This is a genomic window from Nitratifractor sp., from assembly GCF_015487065.1.
Taxonomy (GTDB): Bacteria; Campylobacterota; Campylobacteria; order Campylobacterales; family Sulfurovaceae; genus Nitratifractor.
In genome coordinates this window covers 1-6,464 of the sequence record NZ_WFQN01000125.1, presented here as the reverse complement: position 1 = coordinate 6,464, position 6,464 = coordinate 1, and the positions used below count along the sequence as shown (strand labels likewise).

The following is a 6,464-nucleotide window of genomic DNA, read 5'->3' as shown; positions in this document are numbered from 1 at the left end:
TCTTTCATCTCAATTGATGAAAGTGAGCTTCTGATGAATTTCTTCAAAACACTCTTCGCTCTGATAGGTCTCGTCGTAACGGCCCTGGTGATCTATCTCTGGTTCGCCCTGGACCTGGGAACCCGTATCGATCAGGTCAAGCAGCTCGATCCTAAAGCCAAGGATGTGTATACCCATATGATGACGACCCTGCTCGAGACCGGGGATATCGGCAAAGCGACCGTGCGTAAGGTCAAGGTGGAGAAGGGGATCAGCCCCGACGAGGTGGTAGACGCCCTCAACAGCGTGGCGACCGAAATGGGGATCAAACCTGTCGGGGATCTGCCCCTCTCCAAAGAGGTGGCGCTGCGCACCGGCAAGCCCCAGCCCTATACACGGGTCCTCAGCTACTGCAATCCCGCCATCGCCATCAAGATGGTCAAGTGGTCCATGGCCTACGGTGCCTATCTGCCTTGCCGCATTACGCTGATGCAGGACAAAAACGGCGACTATTGGCTCTATACTCTCGATCTGGATATGATGATTCACGGAGGTCGTCCGTTGCCTCCCGAGATGCTCAAATACGGTAATCAGGTCAAAAAGACCATCTACACGATGATGGACAAGGCGGCCAAAGGGGATTTCTAAAATCCCGACGCCAGGCTGCTCTACCTATCCTTCCGTTCTTCCACTTCAAAACTTTGATCTGATTCGGTCTCTCTGCTTTGATGTTACAATAGTGCTCCAATTCGGCAAGGCGAGGAAGCGCACGTGCATGAACATCTGTTGATCCTGGGGATCACCATCGTGATTCTGGGCTATGGTTACTTTTCCCGGCTCCTGGGTCGTCTGAATATCTCGGGACCGATGGTTTTTGTGACAGTGGGGATTCTCCTTTCTCCTCTCGTCCTGGGCGGAGAGCCAGTGCGGCCCAATGCCGAGGCGGTACAGATCGTGGCCGAGATCGCCCTGATTGTCGTGCTTTTCAGCGACGCTTCGGCTATCAGTCTGGCTCGTCTCAAACCGATTTGGAAACTTCCAAGCCGTCTGCTTTTTGTCGCTATGCCGATCAGTATCCTCTTGACCTATATCACCGCCAAACTCTTCTTTCCCGAGGAGCATTCGGCGCTCTATCTGATGCTTCTGGCCCTGATCCTGGCTCCCACCGACGCGGCGCTGGGCAAAGCCGTGGTCAGTGATACCCGACTACCCGAAAAAGTGCGCAATACCATCAATGTCGAAAGCGGTCTCAACGACGGCATCGTTTTTCCGCTTCTTCTGATGGTGCTGGCCCTGATGGCCGGAGACAGCGGGCAGAGTCAAAGCGGCGGCCCGCTGCTCTATATCGCCCGGCAGATACTCTTCGGGGCCTTGGCCGGAGCGCTGGTCGGGTGGCTGGGAGCCCGGCTGGGTCGATGGAGTATCGATCGGGGCTGGATGGAGCCGCAATACTACAACCTTGTCCCCCTGGCGTTGGCGATCTTCGCCTACTATTTCGCCGAGTTTCTGGGAGGCAACGGATACATCGGCGCCTTTTTCGGCGGGCTGCTCCTGGGCAACAGTGACGAAACCCTACGTCGCCATGTGGAGGAGTTCGCCGAGAGCGAGGGGGAGCTGCTGGTGATGGTGAGCTTTCTGATTTTCGGATTGGTTTTCGTGCCGGCGAGTCTGCCCTATTGGGACCTGAAAGCGCTCCTGTTCGCCCTGCTGAGCCTGACGCTCCTGCGAATGCTGCCGGTGGCCGTCGGTTTCGGACGGCTCAAACTCGACCTGCCGACGCGTCTATTCATCGGCTGGTTCGGCCCGCGGGGAATCGCTTCGATCCTCTATATCCTGGTGGCGGCTCACCAGCTGGGGGGCTTCCCGGGGCATGAACGGATCATCGCCGTGGCGGCGTTGACGATTTTGCTCAGTATCTTCCTCCACGGCCTGAGTGCCCAGCCGTTGGTGCGACTCTATGCAAGATGGGTGAAGTCAACAGATTAGAGTAGTCCGAGCAAGGCGACGAACAAAACCGGCGGCGTGACGAGGAGCCCCACTTTCATGTATTCCCCCCAGCTGATTTTGACCCCCTTTTTCTCCAGGACATGGAGCCAGAGCAGGGTGGCCAGTGAGCCGATGGGGGTCATTTTGGGTCCCAGGTTGGCGCCCAGGATGTTGGCGTAGGCGAGGAAGGTGTCGCCGGTTTTGTCGATGGCCAGGTCCATGACCATGATCGTGGGCATATTGTTCATCACCGCGCTGAGGCCCCCGGAGAGGAAGCCGGTGCCCAGCACGTAGGCGGCGTGCCCCTGGGATTTGAGCCAGAGCAGCCACTCGGCGATCTCGTCGGTGAGCCCGGCGTTTTTGAGGCCGAAGACGACGATATAGAGACCGATGGAGAACCAGACCACATGCCAGGGAGCGGTTTTGACGGTCATCATCGGCTTGGTCGCTTTGTATTTCGCGGCGATGGCCAGGAAGATCAGCGCACCCCCCAGGGCGAAGAGACTCACGGGGATATGGTAGAGATCGCCGGTGAAATAGCCGAGGAGCAGGATAGCCAGAAACCACCAGCTGATGACGAACATTTTGCGGTTTTTGATCACCGTGAAGGCTTCGGGGAGGAGTTCCACGTCGACGTGTCGGGGGATCGATTTGCGGAAAAAGAGCCAGAGAAAGAGGATCGACGCGGCGATGGAGAGGAGGTTGGGGAGAAACATCCGCTTCATATATTCGATGAAGCCCAGGTGGAAATAGTCGGCGGTGACGATGTTGGTGAGGTTGGAGATCACCAAGGGATTGGAGGCGGAGTCGCCGATGAAACCCCCCGCCATCAAAAAGGCGGAGATCGCCTTTGCGTCCATTTTGAGGTAGCGCATCTTGGCCAGGAGGATGGGCGTGAGGATCAGCGCCGCTCCGTCGTTGGCGAAAAAGGCGGCCACCAGGGCTCCGAGCAGGAGGATATTGAGAAACATCAGCGGCCCGCTGCCTCCCGAGAGGCGGGCCATCTTGATCGCCGCCCACTCGAAAAAGCCGATCTCGTCCAGCACCATCGACAGCAGAATGATCCCGATGAAGGCCAGGGTGGCGTCCCAGACGATGTGGGTGACCTCCCAGACATCCTGCCAGGAGACGATCCCGAGCAGCAGAGCCACGACCGCCCCGCCCACGGCGGTGGTACCGATGGAGAGCCCCCGTGGCTGCCAGATGATGAGTATCAGTGTTATCAAAAAGAGACCGAAAGCGAGTATCATTACCTCTCCTGCATTTGGATGGTGAAGATTTTATCGGAAAAGAGAATATAAATCAATATATCTCAATAATGTGATATAATCCTTATTACAAATACAAAAGATTGCCGCCAAAGGAAAAACAATGCAACCCAAAAAACGTGTTCTGGTTCTCTGCACCGGCAACAGCTGCCGTTCCATCATGGCCGAAGCCCTCATCAACGCCCGGCTGGGCGATTGCGTTGAGGCCGAAAGCTCCGGCGTCGCCGCCAGCGGGCAGGTCAATCCCGAAGCCAAAGCGCTGCTCCAGCATGAGGGGCTCTGGCGTGATGACTACCACTCCAAAACCATCGACACGGTCCTCGATCACCCTTTCGACCTGGTCATCACCGTCTGCGACAACGCCAAAGAGACCTGCCCCATGTTCCCTAAAGCAGTCAAGACGATCCATGTGGGTTTCGAGGATCCCAGCGGCAAAGCCCCCGAGGAGTACGAAAAAACCCTCCGCCTCATCGAAAAGGAGCTGCTGCCAGTGGTCGAAAAGGAGCTCTGCAGCGAGGGGTAAGGCCTTTGTTTTTTAAGCCTTGCTTATCTTAATTAGGTTTATCAAAACTTTTTCTGAAAGCTTTCCTTATCTCATAGCTCTTCAGAATGGTACTTGGTTCGTCACTTAGCGCGGACTTGCAAGTAAAATGTTCTGGGAAAACTTCTGGCTTTTTGGATGCCCTTGTTATAATGGGCGATCCGAGTTGCATAGCAAAAAGAGTTATTCGACGACCTGCGCATCCGCAGCGCCAACCCGGACACGAGAGTTGGGACTACGACCCGACGGAGTATCAGAGCGTCTTCAGGATCGTGGAGCGGGTGCGGCGGGTGATGATGTAGAGCACTTCCAAGAGAAAGGATGACAATGAAGCCACCTAGACAACGTATAAATTTCGAATATGAGCGGCTTAAAAAACGTATGGTAGATCAAACGTTATTGATAGGGGAAAATGGTCGGCGCATGTCGAAAGAGGAGTTTATACGAACATATGATCCCGTGTTATGGGATTATCTATGCAGTATTTACAGTTACGATAATAATTGCTCGATCAAGATATATAAATGTTCTGCAGAAGCAATAAATAAGATAAATACTGGTATTCAATCAGAAGATTTTGCACGATACAATGAGAGGGCTCGGCGCTTTTCTGAAACCGATGTGGAAATCGGTGAATACTATTTGTCAAAAATCGATGTTATTGCCAACCCTGAATACAAAAAGATATGGTACGTTTCTTTTAAGGAGGCGAATTACCCATTTGGCTTTGAACAACATCAGGGATATATCGCCACCGTCAAGAGCAATGTTTTTGTCTATGGCGATTTTCTGGTAATGCGGGGCCAGGCCAACATGCTTCCGGGAATGAGCGATGCGTTTTTTGTCGATTTCGGGATCTCCCGCAGGGAAGTAAATGAACTGACATCCTATAGCGACATGCTCGGTCTCTTCATAAAGCTCAAGGAGGACGGCACGCTCAATCTGAAGACGGCTGAGAAAACGATGGAGAATCCTATCGGGGGCATTCCTGCAGAAATGATTACCTTTAGTGTGCCTACCGGGGGAGAGGGGGATATCGACGAGTATGATATGGAAGATGAAGTTGCCCAAATGCTTGATGAAGCACCTGAAGTATCACGAGTGCTTACCTATTGCCACACAGACACATCAGGTTATACAGAGTGTGGTAAAATAGCAATAGGCCGTGGGGCAAATTCGATCAGGGTTCTTGGGAAAATGAGCGATTTGTCGCTTTTGAGTTTGGTGAGTGGGGTATCGGAGAAGATCATTGAATTGCAAGAGAACGAAACTGATAGCGATGCTCTCGTCGCTGATACTGACCAATAGGGCGACAACCGGCAGTATAGTAGACTTTAAAAAAATAGAAAGCTACTGCCCTGAATGTGACCCGAAAGAGATTCAGGAGATTCTTGACTGCTTTGTAGAAGAGGGGATGCTGAGGAGATCTGAAACTTTCGTATGTAGAAATGGACACTATTTTACACCGAGTGATCAAGAGAGAGATTTGGGCTATGACTGTCCAAAGTGTGCTGAGATGGACATCCATGAGGACGATCGATACATCGATGCTGACGAAATGGACGAATGTTATGTTTACACGACTTATCGCATTAGCAGTGAAACCGATATTGATATCTTCCAAGCGAAAGCATTTTTGATGGCTGGCGATGTTGAAAATGCCGTAAGAATAGCAATAAAAGCATACAGGGAAGAGGCAGGTGACTCCGCTACAAAAGAAGGTGCTCTGCAGAAAATAAAAGAATGGCTTCCTATTGCTGGTAGTGGAACAGTTGTAGCGGACAAACTACCGTCTATTGTTGAGAATATTTGGCATGCGGCACAACAGATGGGGCATTTGTTGTAGTTTTAGACATAAAGTAAGAAAACGGGTTGCTATTTGGCCTGTTTTTCAAGGAAGTCGATAATCAGTTTCTTCTTCAGATCGATGCCGATTCCCCTATGAACCCCCAGAAGATTTTTTAAGTATGAGAAGATTCCGCCATCCAAAGCGTTGGTGGTGTTTGGAATCTTCAGATGAGAGTGTTTTTGGTAGGTGAAGAGATGAGGAAGATGCCTTTGTAGACTTCGGTAAGCACTTCGAAGACGTTTATGCTTGTAGTGCCATCCTCTCTTGGAATCATCCTCTACCTTTTCATCGAGAAAGGCTTCATGTCTTTTGTGCCAGGCCTGAAGCAGGCAGGTAAACCTCTCCTGATTCACTCTCCCAAGATACGAAGCGATTCGTCTCAGGTCAATAGAGGCCTGCAGCTTCGGATTGCGGGTAAGGTATCGGGTCAGGATGGCTTGCTGATGGAAATGACACATCTGTTGAGGAATTCCCTCAAAGAGCCCGAATAATCCTGGCTTTCCATCGGTGACGATCGCTTGGACTTCAAAGCCAAGATTCTCGATCTCTTCCCTGATCAAATGGTATTCACGTATGCTTTCGGTCTGAATGAACCGATAGGAAATCACCGCTTTGCTCCTGGAATCTTTCGCAACCAGAACCCCGAACTTATCTCGACGCTTGCCGAAGAACGTAGCATCGAGAATCAAGGTGACATCCCGTGGCTCTCTATGAACAATGGAGGGGTTATAGGCATGAATCTCCCGCTGGATCCAGGCTCTGGATCGCTGATATTTTCTGGAAAGTTCCTTGAGAGTGCTACGGTGGTAGAAATACTCCTCGAACAGTACTTTACGAAGTC

7 protein-coding genes are annotated in these 6,464 nt (G+C 51.9%); 5 read left to right on the top strand and 2 right to left on the bottom strand.

What is annotated here, in order from left to right; genetic code table 11:
* On the top strand, positions 1-627 hold a 627-nt coding region (locus tag F8I07_RS06675; RefSeq protein WP_292657371.1), incomplete at its 5' end, for a DUF302 domain-containing protein.
* A gap of 123 nt (positions 628-750) precedes the next feature.
* Complete coding sequence (locus tag F8I07_RS06670; RefSeq protein ID WP_292657370.1) at positions 751-1,965, top strand: cation:proton antiporter; 1,215 nt, start codon at positions 751-753, stop codon at positions 1,963-1,965.
* Here F8I07_RS06670 and F8I07_RS06665 read toward each other — a convergent pair.
* On the bottom strand, positions 1,962-3,215 hold the full coding sequence (locus F8I07_RS06665) for an arsenic transporter (protein WP_292657366.1): 1,254 nt from the start codon (positions 3,213-3,215) through the stop codon (positions 1,962-1,964). The genes F8I07_RS06670 and F8I07_RS06665 overlap by 4 nt on opposite strands.
* A 121-nt stretch (positions 3,216-3,336) precedes the next feature.
* Here F8I07_RS06665 and F8I07_RS06660 point away from each other — a divergent pair, with 121 nt between their 5' ends.
* The 3 genes from F8I07_RS06660 to F8I07_RS06650 all read left to right on the top strand — a co-directional run bounded on the left by F8I07_RS06660 (position 3,337) and on the right by F8I07_RS06650 (position 5,620).
* A complete protein-coding gene (locus F8I07_RS06660; RefSeq protein ID WP_292657363.1) occupies positions 3,337-3,756 on the top strand; it encodes an arsenate reductase ArsC in 420 nt (139 codons plus the stop codon).
* Between the two features lie 345 nt (positions 3,757-4,101).
* Positions 4,102-5,082: a hypothetical protein gene (locus tag F8I07_RS06655; protein WP_292657360.1), complete on the top strand. Its 981-nt coding sequence runs from the start codon at positions 4,102-4,104 to the stop codon at positions 5,080-5,082.
* Between the two features lie 208 nt (positions 5,083-5,290).
* The gene (locus tag F8I07_RS06650) at positions 5,291-5,620 is read left to right on the top strand and encodes a hypothetical protein (RefSeq protein ID WP_292657358.1); all 330 of its coding nucleotides are present in this window, start codon (positions 5,291-5,293) and stop codon (positions 5,618-5,620) included.
* A gap of 29 nt (positions 5,621-5,649) precedes the next feature.
* Here F8I07_RS06650 and F8I07_RS06645 read toward each other — a convergent pair whose 3' ends face one another.
* Complete coding sequence (locus F8I07_RS06645; protein ID WP_292657355.1) at positions 5,650-6,312, bottom strand: transposase; 663 nt, start codon at positions 6,310-6,312, stop codon at positions 5,650-5,652.
* Positions 6,313-6,464: the final 152 nt, after the last annotated feature.